The organism is Mycolicibacterium mageritense, from assembly GCF_010727475.1.
Taxonomy (GTDB): domain Bacteria; phylum Actinomycetota; class Actinomycetes; order Mycobacteriales; family Mycobacteriaceae; genus Mycobacterium; species Mycobacterium mageritense.
Genome location: NZ_AP022567.1, coordinates 1,861,787 through 1,880,968 on the forward strand (window position 1 = coordinate 1,861,787; position 19,182 = coordinate 1,880,968).

Genomic DNA, 19,182 nt, shown 5'->3' on the forward strand with positions numbered 1-19,182 from the left:
ATCTCTAGTAGTGAACTACAGCACACCCGAAGTGTCAACGAAAATGTTTGGCGCACTTCACAAGCCGCCGAGAGCGCACATCGCCCTCGCACCCTCGCTCTCAGCACGTGACGCCGGTGGTGATGGTGGGCGAACGCGGCGCTGGAACCTATTGCCCGGGACCGGTTTTGGCAGTGCCGACCTGATACACCCCGGCCGGGGTGAACGCCACAATCCGCGGCGACAGGGACGACGCCCAGATGTTGGCCTGGTCGACGAGCGGGACGAACGGCAGATCCCGAGCGAACAGCTCGTTCACCTTCGCGAGAACCTCGGCACGCGCAGCCGGGTCCGCGGCCGCCGACAGCTGACCAACCAACGTGTTCATCTCCGGTGACGCGTAGGACGAGTACAACGAGTTGATACCACCCTCACGGGTCAAACCGATTGGCAGCATCACCAATTCAGGCGCATTCACGAGGTCGAAGAGGTTGCCTACCTCCATCTGGAAATTGCCGTTCTGTTCGTTCGTGTCGGCCGTTGCCTGATCTACCAATTGCGTCGACACCTTGATGCCGACTTCGGCCAGGTTCTGTTGAACGACGGTGGCGATGGCGTCATAGGGCGCGAAGCCCGATCGGACCATGATGCTGAGGTTGCAACCACTTTCGCAGGCTGTCCCGGCCAGCAACGCGCTGGCCTTCTCGACGTCGCGACCGGTCGGCGCACCCGCGTCATGTCCCTCCATTGACGAGGGCAGGAAGCTGCCGAGCACCTTGTTCTGCCCGAGATAGGCGATATCGTTGATCTGGTTGCGATCGATGGCAGCCGAAATAGCCTGGCGAACTTTGGGATCGTCGAGCGGCTTGCTCAGGTTGTTGAGGTACAGGTAGACGCCACCGTACTGGGGTGTCGCGTAGGCCTTCGCGGGTGGTTTCACCTGTTTGGCCAACGACGCCGACAGCTGATTCGCGATGTCGATTTGGCCTGTGTTCAGCTGCGCCAGGCGGGTATTGGTGTCGACGATGACCTTGAATTCGACGTTGGACACCACGGGCTGCAGCTCCATGGGATAGTTGCCGTTCTTCGCGAACACCACTTCGTTGGAGTTGTTCGACACCATCACGTAGGGCCCGGCCGATACTGGGCCGTTCCAGAAGCGCGGATTCGTCGCGGCTGCGGCAGGGAATATCCCGACCGGAGCTTCTGTCAGTGCCAGGGGAAAGCTCGCGGTCGGCTGCCGCAGGGTGAAAATGGCCTTGGCGGGGTTTGGCGCCGCCACCGATTCGAGGGAGTCGATGATGCCGGCGTTCGCGTTGGCGGGGTCATGGAGTGCACGCTCGAAGGACGCGACGACATCCGCACTCGTGAGCGGGCTTCCATCGGAGAACTTCAGCCCGTCTCGCAATGTGCAGGTGTAGTTGAGCTGCGACTTGTCGAATTCGCACCCACTCGCCAAGCCGGGCACCGCTTTTCCGCCGCTCTGAATCAGCAGCGTGCCGGAGATCATCGCGAGTGCCATCACGTCGACTTCCTGCGTGGCGCGATTGGGGTCGATCGACACGGTCGACGCTCCCACACCGATGCGGATGGTGTCCGGTATGTCCGTCGGCAGAGCACCGGTGGTTTCGGCGGTGCCGGCGTTCGACGCGCCCTGCTGGTCCCCGGCGCCACAGCCGGAGAGCGCTGCACAACTCGCTGCCACGATCGCGACAAACCGCGCGGAAGCACGTCTTATTTGCATGATCTCATCCTGTCATCCACTCGATCTGTTGATTGCGAAGCTGACCGGGCGGTCAACATCGTCCCGTTCGACCCTGTTGTCCGTAAATCTCTTTGGACAACAACGTCATCGACTGCACTTTCGGCGGATTTCCAGAGGTGAGGGTCACCGCGCAGCGCAACTCGCCGCGACGTCCGCGTACTGTCCACTCCAAGTTTGCCGGCGACGTACTGGTGGGCTCGCAAAGCGGAAGGTGGCGATGTCTGTGATCATCGTCGAACCCGATATCCGTTGCCGCGCGGATGACCTCGGAACGGCGCTGCGGTCTCGGCATGTCCATGTCGACGTTGTCGGTGAACAGCCGATCGGCTATGGCGTCGTCCCACCGGGCCAACAGCCTTTCGACCTCGTCGCGGGCCGCGATCGTGGCGGGCCAGATTTCGGGCCGGGTCGGCACCCCCTCGGCGGCCAGCACGTGCCGCAGTGCCGTGACGGCCGGTGTCCGCGCATATGATGCGTTCTCGAGGATGACGATTCCGAGTTGCGTCTGCGGGTGCCAAGCCATTTGGGCGCTGAAGCCCGGATAACCACCGCGGTGCGACACCACGACTCCGCAGTCGTGAAGTTCGACCTCTAGTCCGTAGCCATAGCCGCCCGGGACGACTTGATCTTGTGCGCGTGCCGCGTCATGTTGGTGCAGCCGCTGCATTTCCCGCCGGCTGCGCGCGGCCAGGACGTCATCACCGGTCGCGCCCCACGGGTGGCCGGCCGCCAGCCAGCCACACCACGTCGCTAGCTCGTTGGCGGTCATGTACAGGCCACCGATCGACGAGAACGCGCCGGGCGTGCTGACAGCGGCCTGCCGCCACTGGTTGCCGACCCGGTGAAAACCGACGGCGACGCCTCCCGCAGCCCTGCACTGCGTCGCGTCGAATACGGTGTGCGACAACCCGAGCGGCCGGAGCAGGTTGTCGGTGACGTACTCCCGGTAACCTATCCCGCTGGCCTGGCTGATGACTCGACCGAGCATTGCGTAGCCCAGGTTCGAGTATTCAAAGCGGGTTCCTGGAGCGCTGGTGAGTGTGAAACCGCGCCGGCACAATGCGGTGAATTCATCTTCCGGCATCGACTCCTGGCGGTCCGCCCAAGGGTTGTCGCTGGCGAAACCGCCTGACATGCTCAGTAGCGCACCGAGAGTCGCCGCCTGAGGCGCCGTCTGCGTCCCGGGCAGTTCGCAGGGCCCGATGTCGATGAACTTGGCAACCGGGTCGTCGAGCGAAAGCACTCCAGCATCACGGAGCTGCAGAACCGCTGCCGCGGTAAAGCTCTTGGTGCACGACGCGATACGAAAAGCAGTGTCGAGGCCCGGAAGACGACCATCGTCCCCGGCGACACCGGCCGAACCGCTGAACGCGGGGCCATCCGCGGTGAACACCACATACACCGCGCCAGGCACTGTCTCCGACGTCACCCGACCGCTGACCAGGCTGTGTACTGCCGACTGCGCGTCCGCCAGCATATTGGCCCCCGGCGCTATCGTTGCGCCTCAGGCGGCAACAGGTCGAGAGGCAGATTCTGAAAAGTGATCGGCCGCAGGAAACGCATGATCGCGTCGGGCCCAACGGAAGTGACAAATGGGTTGGAGGTGGCGGGCACAGGCCCGCCGTGGTGTTGCCCTGTCGCGACCGCGACCCCGGTGGGCCACGAATTCCAGACAACGCGCCCCGAAAGCCGGGACGCCTCACGGATCACCTCGCGCAAGAAGGTGGAATCGGTACCGGCGTGGATCGACGAGACAAGGCAGCCTTTCAAACCCGCGCACAGTGCCAGTAACTCGTCGGCGTCCTCGTACTCGACGACCACACCGGCGGGGCCGAAGACTTCCTGTTCGAGCAGCGCACGGTCGTGCGTGGCCGTATGCCTGCCGGCAGTGAGGACAACCGGGCGAACGTGGAATCCGGCCGCGGGAACGGGTGCCTGCGACTCATGAACGGTAACACCCGGGATGGTCCGCAATTGATCGACCTTCGCTGTGAACGCGGCCTGGATGCCGGCGTGCAGCAGCGCCGCAGCGGGCCGCTGCGTGATCTGCCGCGCAATTTCCGGCAGCAGATCAAGCTGTCGGGGTACGATGAGCAGGCCCGGATTGGTGCAGAATTGGCCGCCACCGAGAGTCAGCGAATCAAGGTAGTCGGTGACGAATCCAGGAACGTCCGCGACTGCTTCAGGTAGCACGAAAACCGGGTTGACACTGCCGAATTCGCCATAGAACGGAATCGGATCAGGTCTGGCTGCGGCAAGGTCGGCAAGCGAGCGACCTCCCTCGGAAGAGCCAGTGAATGCGGCTGCGCGGATCACCGGATCCTGTACCAACCGTGTTCCTTCTTCCATACCGGAGACCAGTGCGAAGACGCCGGGGTCAACCCCCGCCGTCGACACTGCGTCGTCGATGATGCGCGCGGTGCGCAATGAGAGCTCTGGATGCGCAGGGTGAGCCTTGACCACGACCGGGCAGCCCGCGGCCAATGCCGACGCGGTGTCGCCTCCAGCGACACTGAATGCGAACGGGAAGTTGCTGGCGGCATATACAGCGACGGGCCCCACGGGCAGGTGACAGCGGCGGAGTTCTGGCCCGGTCGGTTCGCCGTCTGTATGGCCGGGGACGGTCACGCCAGGTTGAACGACATGAGCGCCGTGCTCGATCACTTCAGCGAACATCCGCAGCTGCGCCGTGGTCCTGACGACCTCGCCAGTCAGTCGTGTTGTCCCTAGCCAGGTTTCGACATCCGCGATCTCGACCAGGTGCGCCTTCTCACGGTCGAGGGCTTCGGCGATGCCACGGAGCACGTTGGCGCGGCGGTAACCCGGTGTGGCAGCCCAGCTATGGCTGGCCTGCACCGCCCGCTCCATGAGCTCACCATGCTCGATTGGTGAAGTATCGACGAGCCCGCCCACGTGCGTCGTTCGCGGCCCTTGGCCCTCAGGGTCTGATGTCATAGATATGCCCTCTCATCGTGACGGTTTGCAACTCGCAGTGCCCTAGCCTGCGAACCGGTGCGGCACGATGCCGCGACCGGCTCCTGGCGAGGCCAGCACATGGCCCGCGCAGGGTTCGCCGACGTCGCCACGCGCCGTGGTGACGTACAACGTTCGGAGGTCGCCACCCCCGAATGCCGGACACGTGGGACGGCTGACCGGAACGTCGATTACATCGCGCAACTGCCCGTCCGGCGCGTACCTGTGCAACCGACCGCCATCCCAGATGGCCACCCACACGTTGCCGGCCTCATCGACTGTCAGGCCGTCGAGGTATCCGAGCTCGGGGTCGATCCTCGCGAACTCCTTGCATTCTCCGAGACGGCCACTGCCTACGTCATAGTCGAAGACATACATCACGGGACGTCCGGAATCGACGAAGTACATGCTCCGGCCGTCGGGCGACCATCCAATGCCGTTGGCCTCGGTGAGATCTCCGAGCAGACGGCACACCCTGCCGTCGGCGTCGACAGAGAACAACTCTCCCAATCCGTCGACATTGCCTCCGGTCGTGCCCACGAGTAGCCGCCCGACGGGATCGCAAGAGCCGTCGTTGAACCTGACAGCCGCGGTGTCGATCGGCAGCTCGATCGGGGCGCGGTCGGCCCGGCCATCGTTGTCGAGCAACACGACGTGCGCGCGTGTGGCGATCGCAAGCCCGCCACACGCGCGCAGCAGCGCTACCCCGACGGGCGCACCGTCCGGCGCGGACCAGACGACGGTGTCATGGGACAGATCGGTGCAATGCACTGTGCCTGCCGCGCAGTCGGTCCAGAAGAGTCGTTGTCGCCGAACGTCCCACAGCGGGTGCTCCCCCAACTCCACCGCGGCCGGCACCGCAACATGCCACGGTGAATTGGCCTGCGGGGTGCAGTGTTTGACCGACACGGTCATCGCACGGGAATGCCAAGGTCGGCGGCAGCACCGACGGTCTGCGTGAAACCACCACTACAACGGTCCGCCCACTCCAGCGCCACAGCGGCTCGGCGCACTTTCTCACGGGCGATGGCGGATGCCTGGTCGACGATGTGTAAGCCACTCGGGTACAGCCCAACCGAATTCCGGAGGCCGAATTTCGCGTACAAGGGCCTGCTGACGCGCACCAGGTCGGCGAGTTGTTCACCCCGCACGATTCCGCCCATCGAGTCGGGAGCCTCCACATAAAGATCGAGCGGGGCTGTCGTGACGGCACGCATCTCGGCGAGTTCGTGGATAGACATGTCCGTCGGGAGGTTGACCGTGGTGGCGCCAAGGCGCTCCAGCAGTGCCAGGGACGCCGGATTGGACGGCGCGCACAGGACCGAACCCTTCCACACCACATCACCGGGGATCGCGCCGGCTCGCTGCGCGCCGACAAGGACGTCGAGCAGTCCGAGATCCGCGATCAAGAAGCTCCGAATGCCGCATTCGATCGAACGGAACACATCCTCGACGGCGTAGCGCAGCTGCCTCAAACCACGAACCGATCCGTGCATGGCGCCTCCGTCGTCGGCGCGCGCCATCGCCGCTATCCCCCATTCCTCGCGGGGACCGACGAACAGGCACACCTCTATCGCCCGATCTGCCCCGATATGGGCCATCTCGGTCTGCTCGGCGACGCTCAAGGTCATCGCCCCGCTGCCCTGTGAGACTCGGTTGACAGTCACGCCGCGCAGGTCCGCCTCGTCGAGCAGGGCTCGCAACACCTGCGGCCCCTCGACAGATGGAATTTCGACGCGGAAATCGGCGCCGTCGCTGAAACGTCGAATGCTCTGCGCAGGCATCAGTTCGGCAGGTATGCCCGATTCGCTCAGAATCGCGTCTGCGCGCAATGTCGTCTCAATGCCGGCTTGCGAGACACTTTGGTTCACAGGTCAACTCAGCCTTCCTGGTGAACGGGGTTGAGGTCAGACTCGCCACGCAGACTGATTCCGCCGTCGACAGAGATCAGCTGGCCGGTGATCCACGATGCGTCGGGGGAAAGCAGCATGCGCACGGCTGCCCCGATATCAGAGGGATAACCGATGCGGCCGAGCGGCGTACGCCGGACGATCTCCCGCATCTCGTCCTCGTCTTCGAGCGCCTCATGGGTCATCGGAGTGTCGGTCTCGCCGGGAGCCACGACATTGACGCGGATTTGGTGCTCGCCGAGTTCGGACGCTGCAGTCTTTCCCAGCATCGTCACGGCCGCCTTCGACGCGCAGTATTGACTGATACTGCGGCACGGCCAGAATGCGTTGTTCGATGCGATCAGAATGGCCGCTCCGCCGCCGCCTGCAGCAACGCGGTTACGGGCGAAGGCCCGCAGCACGCGCACCGAACCCATCAGGTTGATGTCCATGACCGTGTTCCAGTCCTCATCGGTGGAATCGATGAGGTATTCACCGGCGCAGATTCCCGCAGAGTTGACCAGGGCGACGGCACCCTGGTGTGAATTCGCCCAAGCGTCAACGGAAGCGGTGTCCCGTACGTCGAGGACCGTCCCCACCGCACCCATTTCCGAGGCGACGTGTTCCACGGCGGGATCGCGGTCGGCCAAGGCCACCTGCCACCCTGCCTCGACGAGGGCCTGCACACTGGCGCGGCCAATCCCGGAGGCGGCGCCGGTGACGAGGGCAAGTCGGTCGGCCATGTATGTGAACTCCTTCGGCTAAGCTTGTTGGACAAAGAGATACTATATGATGATGATAATGAAAGCTACTGTGACTACTAAACGAAGCTGAGGGAGCCTTGACAGCACAACCATCGAGCGATGCCGACATCGCCAACGTCGGCGCCGACATGCTGTACAAAGGACTGCCCGACAACGCTTCTCACCTCAATGCCGCGCCAGTGAGCGCGCTGGCCAGCGGGTTCATGTGGCCCGTCGCAGTGATTCACGATTCCGCGTTGCGCGCCAACGCCGAGCTTATGGCCGAGGTCTGCAAGCGCTTCGGGATCGAGCATGCACCGCACCTGAAGACCGCGATGTCACCGGAGCTCGCGCAGCTGCAAGCGTCCCATGGGGCATGGGGATTCACGGTCGGGTCACCATCGCAGGTGCGCCACGCGCGGGCCTGGGGCACTCGCCGGCTCGTTTTGGCCACGGAGTCACTGGACAGCGAGTTCCTGCGGTGGATATGCGGCCAGCTCCAGGACGATCCGCAGTTCGAGTTCTATCTGTTCATCGACTCCGTCGCGGGAGCCGAGGTGGCCGGACGACATCTGGCCGGAGTCGGAAGCCAAGTCGGAATGCTCATCGAGATCGGCCATCTCGGCGGCCGAGCGGGCGTGCGGGACGCGGAGTCGGCACACACGGTCGCGCGCGCTGCGGTCGACGCGGGACTGTCCGTTGCCGGCGTCGCGGGATATGAAGGGACAGTCGGCGCGCAGCGGACGACTGAAGTCGAAACCGCGGTGACGGCCTATCTGCGCCGATTACGCGCAACCGCCGAAGAACTGGATGCAGCCGGCATGCTTGATTGCGACCGTGATTCCTTTGTCGTCAGCTGTGGCGGGAGCACGTTCTTCGATCTTGTGGCCGAAGAACTCAGCCACGGCTGGGCGTTGACGCGACCGGTCACGACCGTGCTGCGCAGTGGTTGTTACCTGCTGCACGATCACGAGTTCTACGCCTCGAGTTCGCCCAGCTTCTCGTGGAGTACAGGCCTGCGGCCTGCGTTGGAGGTTTGGGCGCAGGTGATTTCGCGTCCCGAAGCCCAGCTGGCCATCCTCAATGCTGGACGCCGTGACATCGGGTTCGATCTGGGACTGCCGATCCCATTACGCATCATCGACCCCCATTCAGGTACCGAGCGCACCGCGTCGGGCACCATAACAGAACTCAACGATCAACACGCCTACCTGGAGATACGCCCCGACTTTCGCCTTTCGGTCGGGGATGTTGTCGCACTGGGCCTTTCACATCCCTGTACCACCATGGACAAATGGCGGGCCCTGCCCGTCATCGACGCCGAGAACCGCGTCGTCAGGTACGTCCACACGTACTTCTAACCCCACCGAAAGGATCATCGATGGACATCATCAGCACCCCGCTCGCACCCCGCCCAGCTGGCGCATATGGACAGGCCGTCGTCGCGTCAGGTTTCGTCTTCACCGCTGGCATGGCTCCCGTCGACCCGCAGACTGGCGATGTCATCGGCACCGGTATCGGTGAGCAGACACGACGCACCCTGGACAACTTGCATGCCGTGCTCCAAGCCGCCGGTTCGGACCTCGACAAAGTCGTCAAGGTCACGGTCCACCTCGAAGACGTCGAACGGGATTGGGCGGAATTCGATTCCGTTTTCGGCGAGCGCTTCGGCGCTCATCGCCCCGCGCGTACGACGGTGGGCTCGCGCCTCGGCGACATCCTGGTCGAGATCGACGCCATCGCTCTGGCCCCGTAGCGACTCTGCGCTTCACCGCCCCCGGCAACGGTCTCCTTGAGCTACCGTTGCCGGGGCTTTTTGGTCGTCCGCCAATCCGGCCGCCAGCGGTCGTCTACCGTTTCGAGTTGCTCCGCGCTCAGTGCGCGACGCAGCGTTGTCCCGATCGACCAATCCAGATGCCGTGCCATTTCGCGGCGAGCCGCCGCCACGTCCCTGTTACGCAACGCCTTGGCGATGGTCAGGTGCGCGTCGTGCACATCGCGGACCTCACTCAGGTCCAGTTGGTCCACAGCCCAAGTGGGGACCAGTTCGCGTCGGATGTCCGCGACAAGCCGTGCCAGGACCAAGTTGCCCGAACCGTCAGCGATGGCTCCGTGGAACTCAAGATCCTCAGCGACCCTGCGACGGAGGTCGAGAGGCCCGTCTTCGTCGTCAGCCTCGTCATGCATGCGCTGCGCGAGGCCCACGATGTGGTCGAGCTGTTCGTCGCTAGCGCGCGCCGCGCACATCTCGGTGGCCGCGATCTCGACCAGGCGGCGCACCTCGTAAAGGTCGGCGGCCAACGAGCCTGCCAATTGCTCGCGTGAGATGGCCTGCTGCACAAGGTCTTCCAGAAAGCGCCATTCTTTGGCGGGCGCGACCGTCGACTTGCGTCCGTGTTTGACGTCGATCAGGCCCGCGGCGGACAACGCTTGCAAAACTTCGCGGCCGACAGTGCGTGACACCGCGAACTTCTGCGCGATCACTTCAGCAGGAGGCACGATGTCGCCCTCTTGCATCCGGCCAGACACGATGTCGCGAGCCATCCTGCGGGCCACCCGCTCGTGCAATCGTTCCTGCTCTATAGCTTCATCGTCCCAGGAAATCGACATTTGCCCCTCCGGACCGGTCAGTCCCAGTCCAGTCCACAGATATTATGAGTGTATGTTCTGCAGTGATTATTCTAACCTAACCTCCGACGTCGCCCTCGTCACGGGATCCAGCGGCGGAATCGGCTCCGCCATCGTCACAGAGCTCAAGGGCCTCGGAATGACGGTCGTCGGCGTTGACAACACCAGCACTGAGTTGGGCGCCGAAGACCATCTGATCACCGCAGACCTCGTCGCGGCAGACATGGATCAGCTGGTGAACGAAGCCGAGGCGGCGTGCGGCAAGCCATTCGGCGTGCTCGTCAACTGCGCCGGAGTGAGCGTCGATACCCCTGCAGAGAACCTGAGACGTCCCGAAATCGAGCGAGTGCTCGCGGTCAACCTCGTGGCGCCCCTCGAACTCTCAATTGCTGTGGGGCGGCGCATGCTTGAGCGCGGATACGGCCGCATCGTGAACATCACATCAATACACGGGCGCGCCGGCGCAATCGGCTGCCTGCCCTACGACGCGTCAAAGGCCGGTCTCGACAACGCGACTCGCACCATGGCCGCGGAATGGTCGCGGCGCGGCGTACTCGTCAACGCCGTAGCGCCCGGTTTCGTCCGCACGGCCATGTGCACCGACGAGCGCCTGGCGCAACCATGGTTCACCGACGGGTACGTTTCCAGCGGCCGTCTGCCGCTGGGCCGGGCCGCCACTCCGGATGAGATCGCGCGGCCCGTCGCCTGGCTCGCCAGCCGCCAGAACACCTACATCACGGGTCAAGTTGTCTACGCCGACGGAGGCCTGTACAGCACCTTTTGAGCCTGTTACCTCTTCCGGGCGCCCAATGTCCGCGGACGGTGCTGCTGATCAATTCCAATCAACCAGCGGACACCAGACACCAGCACCTCACGGCGTGATCACGGGTAGGGCGCCGGCCGTGCTCACACACCCGGCAAACTGGACGGCATGACCGAAGCTCGGGGGATTCTGCTGATCGTCTCGCTGATGGCGACGACCGCGTTGACACTCGCACTCGGGATCACCGATCCCGCCGCACCGATGTCCTATCCGACCAAGTTCCTGGTGTGGAATCTGTTCCTCGCCTGGGTCCCGATGTTCTTCGCCGTGGGATTCGACCTGGTCGAACGGCGCTGGTTGCTGCTGCCACTGGGTCTGGGTTGGCTGGCGTTTCTGCCGAACTCGCCGTACCTGGTGACCGACCTGGTCCATCTCGGCGAAGGCTACGAGCTGTGGCGGCACGTGCTGCAGTACGGATTCGCCGCGTGGACCGGCATCCTGCTGGGCGTCGTGTCACTTCTGCTCGTCCACAGCCGGATCGAGCGCACGTTCGGCATCGTCTGGGGCTGGCTGGTGGTCATAATGTCGGTGGGACTGTGTGCGGTCGGCGTGGTGATCGGCCGGTTCCAGCGGTGGAATTCATGGGATCTGGTGACCCGGCCCGACGCCGTCGTCGCGGCCACGTTCGAATGGGTGCGCTCTCCACTGTCCTACGTGCAGTCGACCGGAGTGGCGTTGGCCGTCGCGGCGTTCTTCGGGCTGGCCTACTTGACGGTGTGGTCGTTGCGTGGGCTCGCGCTCTAGGCCTCTGCGCGAGTCCTTCTTGCCTTATCGGCAAATCTCCTTGCCAGTCTGCTGACGCGTCGCCAGCATCGGTGACATCGAGTCAGACGACAGTGGGGAGACACCGCCGTGAATCCGTTCACCGATGCGAATTCCGTTGCAACATATGCCGACCGACCACCCCGAGTTGTTCCCGGATACGACGCGATGCAACGCATGACGGCGATCCTGTTGGCCGAGCACGTACCGGACGACGGAAGAGTACTGGTACTCGGTGCCGGCGGCGGCCTGGAACTCAAAACGTTCGCGCAGGCTCATCCCGCATGGTCATTCGACGGCGTCGACCCGGCGCGCGAGATGCTGCAACTGGCAGAGGAGACGCTGGGCCCGCTGTTGTCGCGGGTCCGACTCCACCAGGGCTACATCGACGACGCACCCACCACCCCATTCGACGGGGCGACCAGCCTCCTGACACTGCACTTTCTCGATGCCGACGAGCGGAGGCGAACTGTCGAGCAAGTACGCCGGCGGCTGCGGCCAGGAGCCCCGTTTGTCGTCGCGCACTTCAGCATTCCCCACCGCAACGAAGACGACCGCGCGGTGTGGCTGTCCAGATATATGGCCTTTGCACGGGCAGGCGGGATCGATGCTTCGACCATCGCGTCCGCCCGCGCAGCGATCGACACGCAACTGCACATCCTCACACCCGACGAAGACATGCAGGTGCTACGGGACGCGGGATTCACCGACATCAGCCAGTTCTATGCCGGATTCACCTTTCGCGGTTGGGTTGGGTACGCGGCGCGCTAACACGTTGCGCGAGCAGACGTGGACGACGGCGAGCCCGGGCAGCTATCCGGCGGATGCGGATAGCTGCCCGCAGGCTAAGCGGCCGAAGCCTTTTCAGAAGACCGTATAGATCTTCAGCACGGTCTCATGGATGTCCCACGTGCCGGTCCAGCCTTTGGGGAAAACTGCGTTGTCGCCGATTTTCACTTCGTGTGGCTCGCCGCCTTCCTCGGTGACGGTCATCCGGCCACCCAGCATGGTGATGGTTTCGTTGGTTTCGAACACCCAGCGCGAGGGACCGGGGGCACACTGCCATATCCCGACCTCGCGGATGCCCTCGCCGGTCCACAGTTTCTTGCCGGCAGTCGCCATCGGCTCGCCGGTCGCCTCGGGCAGCGGGCCCCAGTCCTCGAGCTCCACTGAGCTGACGTCACCGAGGATCACCGCGGTCTCCGATGCAGTGCTTGACGTGGTCATTGATACCTTCCTTGTTGATGTGAATCCGCTACGGGTGCAGACGAAGTGGCAATGTGTGGTAGTGCCGTGACGCGTCGGTGTTCTTGATGACGGGCGGCGCGGCAAGTTCGATACGGGAGTAGCGCGCAGCGATGCGTTCCCACACCACGCGGACCTCGGCTTCGGCCAGCAGCCGTCCCTGGCAGCTGTGGCTGCCGAAGCTGAACGTCAGATTGCGCGATTGCTCTGGCGGACGCCTGAAGTCGAATTCGTGCGGATTGTCGAACACATCCGGGTCGCGGTTCGCCGCGCCCATCACCAAACGCAGAACGCTGCCGGCGGGGATAAGGACACCCCGGATGACCAAGTCTTCGGTCGTCGTTCGGGTGATCACCGGTTCCGGCGCATCGAAGCGGACGAGCTCGGTGACGATGGCCTGCCGCACGTCAGGTTCGGCGCGGAACGCGTCGAAGATGTCCTGCCTGCGGGTGAAGAGATGCAGGCCGGACGAGATCAGATAGCTGGCGTCCATGTGCCCGACGAAGTAGAAGAACAGTGTCGTGGCAAAGACTTCGGCCTCGGTCATCTCGCCGCGATCCTGCAGATCCAGCAGATAGTCGAGCAGCCCGGTCCCCGGATTCGCCCGGCTGTGCTCGATCAGGAAGGCCGTGCGCGCCCGCAGGTATTCGTGCGCCCGTTCACAAGCTGCGAAGTCGTCGGCGTCGGGAACGGCACTGAGCACGGGCATGGCGTTGCGCATCTCTCGGCGGACCGAGTCGATCTCGTCTTCGGGAACCTGCAGTAACCGGCACACCGTGACATGGGTGGCCTCGACGGCGAGGTCGGATCCGTCGACGAGACCGTCTTCGCCGATGCGATCGAGGATCTCGTCGGTGACCGACGCTGTGATCTTGACCCAGTCCTGGATCCGCTTGGGGGTCAACCACTTACTGGTCAATCGACGTAGCCGGGTGTGATCGGGTTCGTCATGCCCAAGGGCCATGTCCTTGAGAATGCGCCAGGCCCCCGCCTTCTCCCACTCCGGTGCGATGATCACCGACGGGAGACGACCGTAGTGCATGAGATCTTCGAACTTGGTGAGGACGAAGGTGCCGTCTTCATCCCTGGAAACCGGTGCCTCGGCCTGCGCTCGGGCGTAGAAGGGGTAGGGGTCGATGCGAAGCGCCGGATCCTTCCACGGGAGATAGTCCCGGGTCGCCGGACAGTCGCTCGCCGGTCGCGTCTCGGTCACTGTCATGCCGAAATCCTTTCGAATATTGTGAATACCTTGATGTTTCGTGATCACATGCGAGTGGGGACGACGGCGTCGAGGTGCTCGGCCTCACCGGTGTCGGCCCGCCCCAGACGGGCGAACACCTGCGGTTTGGCGGACCGGAAGTACAGGGCGAGGCCCGCACCTATCACCAGCGAGGCGGCGAGCACCAACAGGAGCCCGAGGTTCTGGCCCGGAGCGCCACCCACGACCAGATCGAAGTGCAGTACCGCGAGCACGACCGTCGGGCCGAGCGCGGCGATCGCCAGGGCCGGTGCAACGAAACACTTGAACCGGTTGGCGCCCGGCGGGACTCCCTTACGGGTGAACCATGCGATCACGGCTGCGCTGACGAGGGTCATCAGCACCAAGACGCCTACGGTGCCCAATCCGAACAGTTGGGCGTCCAACCCTTCGCCCGCACGGTTGGCCAATCCGAGCGGCACGACCAGCACCGCGACGATCACCGCGACAGCGACCGCCGCGCGCGCGGGTGAGCCGTGCCGTGGGTGGACCCGCGCGAAGGCGGCGGGCAGAGCTCGGTCGACACCGAGGTTGTAGATGTAGCGTGCGGTGACGTTATGCACCGAGATGGCGGCGGCAAGTTCGGAGGTGATGATGAACGCGAACGTCAGCTGGGTGAATACGGGCGCGGCGAAATGACCTATCGCGCTCGGGAACATCGTCTTGGGGTCGTCGGTGGCGGCCTGCACGGCGCCCGTTCCATAGGCCGTCGTCAATAGGTAGCACGACACCGTGTACAGCGCGCCCACGAAAAGCACAGCACCGTATGTCGCTCGCGGAATCGTCTTATCGGGGGTTCGCACCTCGTCCCGGAACAACGCCGTGGCCTCGAACCCGAGGAAGATCATGATCGCGAACAGCAGCGCGATTCCGAAGTCACCGTGTGACAGGTTGGCCGGGTTGATCGGCGCGGCCGAGTATCCGGTGGCGCCACCGCCACGAAGCACCACGGCCACGTTGAACACCATCACGATCGCCACCTCCAAAACCATGGCGACACTGAGGATCTTGGCGGACACCTCGATATGGAAGTAACACAGTGTGCTGACGATGAGCCAGGAGATGATCGCCCACAGCCACCACGGACTCGCGGTTCCCCCCGTGCTGGATACCAGCTCCGTCACGGTCAGACCGATGAACACAAAACAGCCACTGAGTATCAACAGGTAGGACACGACCGCCAGGAATGCGCCTCCCAGTCCGGTCACCTTTCCGATACCCGCGCTGATGAATGCGTAGAACGATCCGGGCTTGGGCAGCCATCGTGTCATCGTCACGTAGCCGACCGCGAACAACAGCATGCTGATGGTCGCGATGGCGAACACGAGAGTCGCGCCCTCGCCGCCGAACATGATGGCGAACGGGATGAAGCCGGCGACGGCGGCGATGGGGGCAGAGAACGCCAGAACGGTGAGCATCAGCGAGCTCACCCCCATGTTTCCTGAGAGGCCGGTTTCAGAAGTGCCGCCGCCGGCCGGCGCCACGGGCGGATCGGCCGCCATCTGGTTTTCGGTCATGTCCTTGTCTTTCATGTGAAGTGTTGACGGGATGCGGAATCGGAGGGATTGGGGTCAGGCTCAGGCAGTCGCGAAGAGGTCGTTGGCCCAGAGGACGGCGACGTCAGATGCGTCGAGTCCGCTGTCGGCGTCGTGTCGGCCCGTCTCTCCGACTTGCGTTGCACCCAGATCGATGAATGCAGAGACGAGGGTCGCGATACCGCGGTTGTAGGTGTCATAGGTGCTGTCACCGAGCCCGAATGCGGCGAACCGGGTCGACGACAAATCGGGCTTGACGTCGTTGAGTGCGTTGAAGAACGGCAGCGCAGTTTGGGGCAGATCCCCTTCGCCGTACGTTGACGAGACGATGATGACCATGCTCTGCGTACCGAGATCGCCGACGTCGTAGCCCTCCATGTCGAAGACTTCGTTCTTGATCCCATTGTCTTCCAGAGACTTCGAGATGTCATCGGCCACCATCTCCGAGTTCCCAGATTCCGTGCCGAAGAGAATCGTCACCGTGTCCATGCGTTGGCCTTCCTGTCGGATTGTTCGTGTTCGAGGATTGTGGGGTTTGTCGTCGCCGCGATCTCGATCATCTGCTCGAGGTCAACGACCTTGCGGCGACAACGACCGGCGTGTGCAGACCGACGCTCGTAGGCCTCGATGCGTTGCCAGCCGGTAAAGCTGATCGCACGGCCGCTGACGGCCGGTTTGATCGCTCGAAATCCGATACTCCCCAAACGGATTCGTCGCGATTCGACATCCTTGACGATTTCGGCGACGAGCCGCTGCGCGTCCTTGCGGTTTTCCGGAATGGTCCCTCGCGCGCCGCGGCTCAGCCAGCCGACGCGATAGACGTTCGCACCTGTCCAGGTCTCCGATGGGCAGCATTGATCATCGGGGCGGCCGCCCGTGAATCCGACTGCAGTGATCACCGTGTCGACAGCGAAGCCCACCGGTTGGCGGTCCCCGTATCGGCGCCGGGCATGCAATAGCGTGCAGCCGTGGCTGTTCTCGATGCGTTCGGGCGTGACGCCGAAATGCAGGCGCAACCGCGTGCGCCCGGGATCGACACCCGGCTGCGCCGCACATCCCGTATACCTGTACGGACGCAACAAATCTGCCACGGCGCCACCGTCGTCGTCGCGGAGCCCGCTCACACCGATGTCGACGTTGCTCAACGACACCACTTCGCGCAGCATCGCGAGGTCACATTTGGCCTCGGTCACCGGCGATCGGCTGATGACGTCGATGGTTTCGGGCGGCGTCGGGCGCAGTTGCCTCAGCATCTCGTCGTCGATGTCAGACCCGACGAAGCCGTCATGACCTTTCGACAGCAACCGCACGACATCGACGGCTACGTTGCCCATGCCGACGACCGCCAGCCGGCGCCCCAGCGAGACATGAGCGCCCGTCTCGTCCCGAGGCAGCTGCCGGACCGGAAAACCGTTGAGTGCGCGCAGAAGTGCGCCTGCGCCGACTACGCGAATCCCCGACGCTTGAGGGATGTCCAACGTCTTGTCCTCCGGGAGACCGGTTGCCAGGACAACGATGTCGAAGTTGCGCGTCAACTGCTCGAACTCGATGTCACGTCCAACCGACACGTTGCCGACGAACCGCACCCCGCCCTTGGTGAACATCCGATCAAACTGGCGCGCTACCCCTTTCGCGCCCTGGTGGTCAGCTGCGACGCCGTAGCGGATGAGGCCATACGGGGCGGGCAGCGATTCGAAGATCGTGATCTCGGAATGCGGCCACTGTTTGGCCATGAACTGAGCGACGTAGCAGCCAGAAGGCCCGCTGCCGACGACAGCGATTGCCGGACGTGGCGGGTCCGGTGGCAACGCTCGGGCGGCGACAAGGGTGGCGTCATACATTGGTTCACCTCGGAAGGGAGGGCGAATGCCGGAGATATGAAACTTGAACTAGAGACGCGACTCCAGTCGCGTATGTCACAAATATAGTTCCGTCAATGGCACATGTCCATAGGTGGAAACCTCATTTACACACCGGTTACGCGCGAACAGATGCAAACCGTGAGACCCTGTCAACTGACCGGTAACACGACTGGGATCGCGACCTGGTTACACTCGCGTTACCGACGCCACATGGGCGCAGAGAGAGCGATGAACTGGGGGCACAGGTGACACAGTCCGTGAGTCCGACGGTCAGCACCGCCTGGCATCACGAACTTGCCGGCGGATTACGAAAGCGGCCGCTTCAAGAACGGTCCAGGGCGATGATTCAGCGGATCCTCGACACGGCGGCGGAGCTTGTCGAAGAGGTCGGCTACGAAGCGGTCGTCGGATCCCCGACGCTGTTGCTGGACAAGTCGGGAGTCAGCCGCGGTTCGTTCTACGCCTTCTTCGAGACGCCGGAACGGGTGCTCGACGAACTCTCATACCAGCGCATCCAACAGTCGGCCGTCGCTTTCGAGGAGGCGCTTCGCAACCGGCCCGGTGACAGGTGGATCGAGATCGTCGATGCCGTCATCGACTTCTACACTGCCGAGCACCGGATTCCGTTGATCCGGGAGCTGTGGGTGCGCCAGAACCTCACGCATCGGGTCAGACATCTCGACCACCTGGCGATAGACGACTTCGCGAACATCGTGCTGGCCGAATTCAGAAGGCACACACCACTGTTCGACTCGCTTACCGCGTTGCAGTGCAGGGTTGCCATGCACGCCGTCGAAAGGCTGTTCCAGTTGGCATTCACCGACCACCCCGAAGGTGATCCCGCCACCATCGCCGAGGCCAGGAGAATGCTCGTCGACTACTTTGCCGGCTACTCCGGAGAGTGACACAGAGCGCGTCATCACTGCACCGAAGATTCGGTGTGCCGATCCTTGAGCGTCGCGAGCAGCTTTTGCACACTCCACATGCTGCGTTGGACGTGGGCGCTCATCGCGCGCTCGGCGTCATCGGGTTTTCGCGCATGCACAGCCTCCAACACCTCTTGGTGCTCGACGATGGTGGCCTCATGGAACGTGCCGCCTTCGGGCAACAGCGCCAACGCGGGATGGCAACACTGCCGGGATTCTTCGATGCCGCGTATCAGGAACGGGTTCGCGGTGATATGAGCCAGGGTGAGGTGGAAGACCGCGTCACTTCTCATGAATGACGCATCGTCAGACGCCTCCTGCAGCAACGAATGCGCGGCCTCCAACTCGTTGAGTTCGGTCGCCGTGCGACGTTCACTCGCGAGCCGTGACACCGCAGGTTCGACCAGGCACCGATATTCCATTGCCAGACGGATCTCGTCGCGGTTCTTGATGGCTTCCATGATGACGTCGTGGAAACGCGACTCGTCCTCGCCGGCGCCGCGAACAAACGCCCCGCCATTGCGTCCGCGGCGCCGCTCGATGAGACCTTCCGCGTGCAGCTGACGGAAGGCGAGTTGAACAGGAGTTCTGCCTACGCCGAGCATCTCGGCAAAATCACGTTCTGACGGCAACGCCGAGCCGGGGGGCAGCAGTCCGAGGCGGATCTCCCGGCGGACGAGATCGGCCACGTACCGGTTGACGTCGACGTGGCTGGGCGGCAGTGAAACCGTCCCGCTCGATATCCCGCTGATCACGAGACTCATGTGCTCAGCCGATCCATTCGGCTGCGATGG

The 19,182-nt window shown here is 63.6% G+C and carries 19 protein-coding genes; 6 read left to right on the forward strand and 13 right to left on the reverse strand.

Annotation, left to right across the window (positions count from 1 at the left end):
* Positions 1 to 148 precede the first annotated feature (148 nt).
* The 6 genes from G6N67_RS08960 to G6N67_RS08985 form a co-directional block, all read right to left on the reverse strand.
* Positions 149 to 1,723, reverse strand: coding sequence for an ABC transporter substrate-binding protein (locus G6N67_RS08960; RefSeq protein WP_081812525.1), 1,575 nt, complete (start codon positions 1,721 to 1,723; stop codon positions 149 to 151).
* A gap of 52 nt (positions 1,724 to 1,775) precedes the next feature.
* The gene (locus tag G6N67_RS08965; protein WP_051578713.1) at positions 1,776 to 3,221 is read right to left on the reverse strand and encodes a serine hydrolase domain-containing protein; all 1,446 of its coding nucleotides are present in this window, start codon (positions 3,219 to 3,221) and stop codon (positions 1,776 to 1,778) included.
* 14 nt (positions 3,222 to 3,235) lie between these two features.
* Positions 3,236 to 4,657, reverse strand: a complete 1,422-nt coding sequence (locus G6N67_RS08970; RefSeq protein ID WP_163642153.1) for an aldehyde dehydrogenase family protein — start codon at positions 4,655 to 4,657, stop codon at positions 3,236 to 3,238.
* A gap of 84 nt (positions 4,658 to 4,741) precedes the next feature.
* Entirely contained in the window at positions 4,742 to 5,632 is an 891-nt protein-coding gene (locus tag G6N67_RS08975) for an SMP-30/gluconolactonase/LRE family protein (protein ID WP_036432800.1), read from the reverse strand.
* Positions 5,629 to 6,549, reverse strand: coding sequence for a hypothetical protein (locus G6N67_RS08980; protein ID WP_036435556.1), 921 nt, complete (start codon positions 6,547 to 6,549; stop codon positions 5,629 to 5,631). The genes G6N67_RS08975 and G6N67_RS08980 overlap by 4 nt, the downstream gene beginning before the upstream one ends.
* Positions 6,550 to 6,596: 47 nt before the next feature.
* Entirely contained in the window at positions 6,597 to 7,349 is a 753-nt protein-coding gene (locus G6N67_RS08985) for an SDR family NAD(P)-dependent oxidoreductase (protein ID WP_036432799.1), read from the reverse strand.
* A gap of 98 nt (positions 7,350 to 7,447) precedes the next feature.
* Between G6N67_RS08985 and G6N67_RS08990 the strand changes: the two genes are divergently transcribed.
* Together G6N67_RS08990 and G6N67_RS08995 are read left to right on the forward strand one after the other, a co-directional pair.
* Positions 7,448 to 8,710, forward strand: a complete 1,263-nt coding sequence (locus G6N67_RS08990; RefSeq protein WP_036432797.1) for an alanine racemase — start codon at positions 7,448 to 7,450, stop codon at positions 8,708 to 8,710.
* Between the two features lie 20 nt (positions 8,711 to 8,730).
* Positions 8,731 to 9,105, forward strand: coding sequence for a Rid family hydrolase (locus tag G6N67_RS08995; RefSeq protein WP_036432795.1), 375 nt, complete (start codon positions 8,731 to 8,733; stop codon positions 9,103 to 9,105).
* A gap of 41 nt (positions 9,106 to 9,146) precedes the next feature.
* Here the strand turns inward: G6N67_RS08995 and G6N67_RS09000 are convergent, their stop codons facing one another.
* The gene (locus G6N67_RS09000; RefSeq protein WP_081812524.1) at positions 9,147 to 9,959 is read right to left on the reverse strand and encodes a FadR/GntR family transcriptional regulator; all 813 of its coding nucleotides are present in this window, start codon (positions 9,957 to 9,959) and stop codon (positions 9,147 to 9,149) included.
* 52 nt (positions 9,960 to 10,011) lie between these two features.
* Between G6N67_RS09000 and G6N67_RS09005 the strand changes: the two genes are divergently transcribed.
* From G6N67_RS09005 to G6N67_RS09015, 3 genes are all read left to right on the forward strand, one after another.
* A complete protein-coding gene (locus G6N67_RS09005; RefSeq protein ID WP_036432791.1) occupies positions 10,012 to 10,761 on the forward strand; it encodes an SDR family NAD(P)-dependent oxidoreductase in 750 nt (249 codons plus the stop codon).
* A 147-nt stretch (positions 10,762 to 10,908) separates the two neighbouring features.
* Positions 10,909 to 11,544, forward strand: a complete 636-nt coding sequence (locus tag G6N67_RS09010; RefSeq protein ID WP_036432788.1) for a DUF1361 domain-containing protein — start codon at positions 10,909 to 10,911, stop codon at positions 11,542 to 11,544.
* Between the two features lie 195 nt (positions 11,545 to 11,739).
* Positions 11,740 to 12,333, forward strand: a complete 594-nt coding sequence (locus G6N67_RS09015) for a class I SAM-dependent methyltransferase (protein WP_230022843.1) — start codon at positions 11,740 to 11,742, stop codon at positions 12,331 to 12,333.
* 93 nt (positions 12,334 to 12,426) lie between these two features.
* Here G6N67_RS09015 and G6N67_RS09020 read toward each other — a convergent pair whose 3' ends face one another.
* Genes G6N67_RS09020 through G6N67_RS09040 form a run of 5 tightly spaced genes read right to left on the reverse strand, consistent with a single transcriptional unit; the run spans position 12,427 to position 17,441 of the window.
* Positions 12,427 to 12,789 carry a cupin domain-containing protein gene (locus G6N67_RS09020; RefSeq protein ID WP_036432784.1) on the reverse strand — a complete coding sequence of 121 codons (363 nt, stop codon included), beginning with the start codon at positions 12,787 to 12,789 and terminating at the stop codon, positions 12,427 to 12,429.
* Positions 12,790 to 12,817: 28 nt separating this feature from the next.
* Positions 12,818 to 14,026 carry a cytochrome P450 gene (locus G6N67_RS09025; protein ID WP_036432782.1) on the reverse strand — a complete coding sequence of 403 codons (1,209 nt, stop codon included), beginning with the start codon at positions 14,024 to 14,026 and terminating at the stop codon, positions 12,818 to 12,820.
* Between the two features lie 44 nt (positions 14,027 to 14,070).
* On the reverse strand, positions 14,071 to 15,582 hold the full coding sequence (locus tag G6N67_RS09030) for an APC family permease (RefSeq protein WP_036435554.1): 1,512 nt from the start codon (positions 15,580 to 15,582) through the stop codon (positions 14,071 to 14,073).
* A 60-nt stretch (positions 15,583 to 15,642) separates the two neighbouring features.
* Complete coding sequence (locus G6N67_RS09035) at positions 15,643 to 16,089, reverse strand: flavodoxin domain-containing protein (RefSeq protein ID WP_036432780.1); 447 nt, start codon at positions 16,087 to 16,089, stop codon at positions 15,643 to 15,645.
* Positions 16,077 to 17,441 carry an FAD-dependent oxidoreductase gene (locus G6N67_RS09040; protein WP_063835116.1) on the reverse strand — a complete coding sequence of 455 codons (1,365 nt, stop codon included), beginning with the start codon at positions 17,439 to 17,441 and terminating at the stop codon, positions 16,077 to 16,079. Before G6N67_RS09040 ends, G6N67_RS09035 begins: the two co-directional genes overlap by 13 nt.
* Before the next feature lie 362 nt (positions 17,442 to 17,803).
* Between G6N67_RS09040 and G6N67_RS09045 the strand changes: the two genes are divergently transcribed.
* A complete protein-coding gene (locus tag G6N67_RS09045) occupies positions 17,804 to 18,367 on the forward strand; it encodes a TetR/AcrR family transcriptional regulator (RefSeq protein WP_230022840.1) in 564 nt (187 codons plus the stop codon).
* A gap of 14 nt (positions 18,368 to 18,381) precedes the next feature.
* On the opposite strand, the gene G6N67_RS09050 is transcribed toward G6N67_RS09045, so the two are convergent.
* A complete protein-coding gene (locus G6N67_RS09050; RefSeq protein ID WP_051578710.1) occupies positions 18,382 to 19,152 on the reverse strand; it encodes a FadR/GntR family transcriptional regulator in 771 nt (256 codons plus the stop codon).
* Positions 19,153 to 19,182: the final 30 nt, after the last annotated feature.

Bases quoted from the DNA above. Each gene is read 5' to 3' on its own strand.
- G6N67_RS09020 (WP_036432784.1), bottom strand. From the start codon at position 12,789: ATGACCACGTCAAGCACTGCATCGGAGACCGCGGTGATCCTCGGTGAC.
- G6N67_RS09025 (WP_036432782.1), bottom strand. From the start codon at position 14,026: ATGACAGTGACCGAGACGCGACCGGCGAGCGACTGTCCGGCGACCCGG.
- G6N67_RS09040 (WP_063835116.1), bottom strand. From the start codon at position 17,441: ATGTATGACGCCACCCTTGTCGCCGCCCGAGCGTTGCCACCGGACCCG.
- G6N67_RS09010 (WP_036432788.1), top strand. From the start codon at position 10,909: ATGACCGAAGCTCGGGGGATTCTGCTGATCGTCTCGCTGATGGCGACG.
- G6N67_RS09045 (WP_230022840.1), top strand. From the start codon at position 17,804: ATGATTCAGCGGATCCTCGACACGGCGGCGGAGCTTGTCGAAGAGGTC.
- G6N67_RS08975 (WP_036432800.1), bottom strand. From the start codon at position 5,632: ATGACCGTGTCGGTCAAACACTGCACCCCGCAGGCCAATTCACCGTGG.
- G6N67_RS09000 (WP_081812524.1), bottom strand. From the start codon at position 9,959: ATGTCGATTTCCTGGGACGATGAAGCTATAGAGCAGGAACGATTGCAC.
- G6N67_RS09015 (WP_230022843.1), top strand. From the start codon at position 11,740: ATGACGGCGATCCTGTTGGCCGAGCACGTACCGGACGACGGAAGAGTA.
- G6N67_RS08985 (WP_036432799.1), bottom strand. From the start codon at position 7,349: ATGGCCGACCGACTTGCCCTCGTCACCGGCGCCGCCTCCGGGATTGGC.
- G6N67_RS09005 (WP_036432791.1), top strand. From the start codon at position 10,012: ATGTTCTGCAGTGATTATTCTAACCTAACCTCCGACGTCGCCCTCGTC.
- G6N67_RS08960 (WP_081812525.1), bottom strand. From the start codon at position 1,723: ATGCAAATAAGACGTGCTTCCGCGCGGTTTGTCGCGATCGTGGCAGCG.
- G6N67_RS09050 (WP_051578710.1), bottom strand. From the start codon at position 19,152: ATGAGTCTCGTGATCAGCGGGATATCGAGCGGGACGGTTTCACTGCCG.
- G6N67_RS09035 (WP_036432780.1), bottom strand. From the start codon at position 16,089: ATGGACACGGTGACGATTCTCTTCGGCACGGAATCTGGGAACTCGGAG.
- G6N67_RS08965 (WP_051578713.1), bottom strand. From the start codon at position 3,221: ATGCTGGCGGACGCGCAGTCGGCAGTACACAGCCTGGTCAGCGGTCGG.
- G6N67_RS08995 (WP_036432795.1), top strand. From the start codon at position 8,731: ATGGACATCATCAGCACCCCGCTCGCACCCCGCCCAGCTGGCGCATAT.
- G6N67_RS09030 (WP_036435554.1), bottom strand. From the start codon at position 15,582: ATGACCGAAAACCAGATGGCGGCCGATCCGCCCGTGGCGCCGGCCGGC.